Raw genomic sequence first — 249 nt, forward strand, 5'->3', positions numbered from 1 at the left:
AACTTGATCAAGAACTTGGGAACCGTCTGTTTGACACACTCGACGATCTCCGTGAGGCTGCTCTCTCTGCACTCGACCGGGTCGAAATCCCAGATGTGTTTACGTATTTATGTCCGTGAGTATCACCAGCAGTGACAGCAACGCCGCATACAGCAGAATTTTCACTACATCTGGGTCGCTTGTGTCGAACTCGTCCAACTCGTACTGCGTCTTCAGTTCACGAAACAGCGTTTCTACCTCCCACCGACA

The 249-nt window shown here is 50.6% G+C and carries 2 pseudogenes; one reads left to right on the forward strand and one right to left on the reverse strand.

Annotated features, from left to right (window positions below):
- A pseudogene (locus tag EXE41_RS18900) lies at positions 1-119 on the forward strand (IS630 family transposase); the annotation flags it as partial.
- A 4-nt stretch (positions 120-123) separates the two neighbouring features.
- On the opposite strand, the pseudogene EXE41_RS18905 reads toward EXE41_RS18900, so the two are convergent.
- A pseudogene (locus EXE41_RS18905) lies at positions 124-249 on the reverse strand (transposase); the annotation flags it as partial.

Origin of the sequence: Halorubrum sp. SD690R, from assembly GCF_005435035.1 — an archaeon.
Lineage (GTDB): Archaea > Halobacteriota > Halobacteria > Halobacteriales > Haloferacaceae > Halorubrum > Halorubrum ezzemoulense.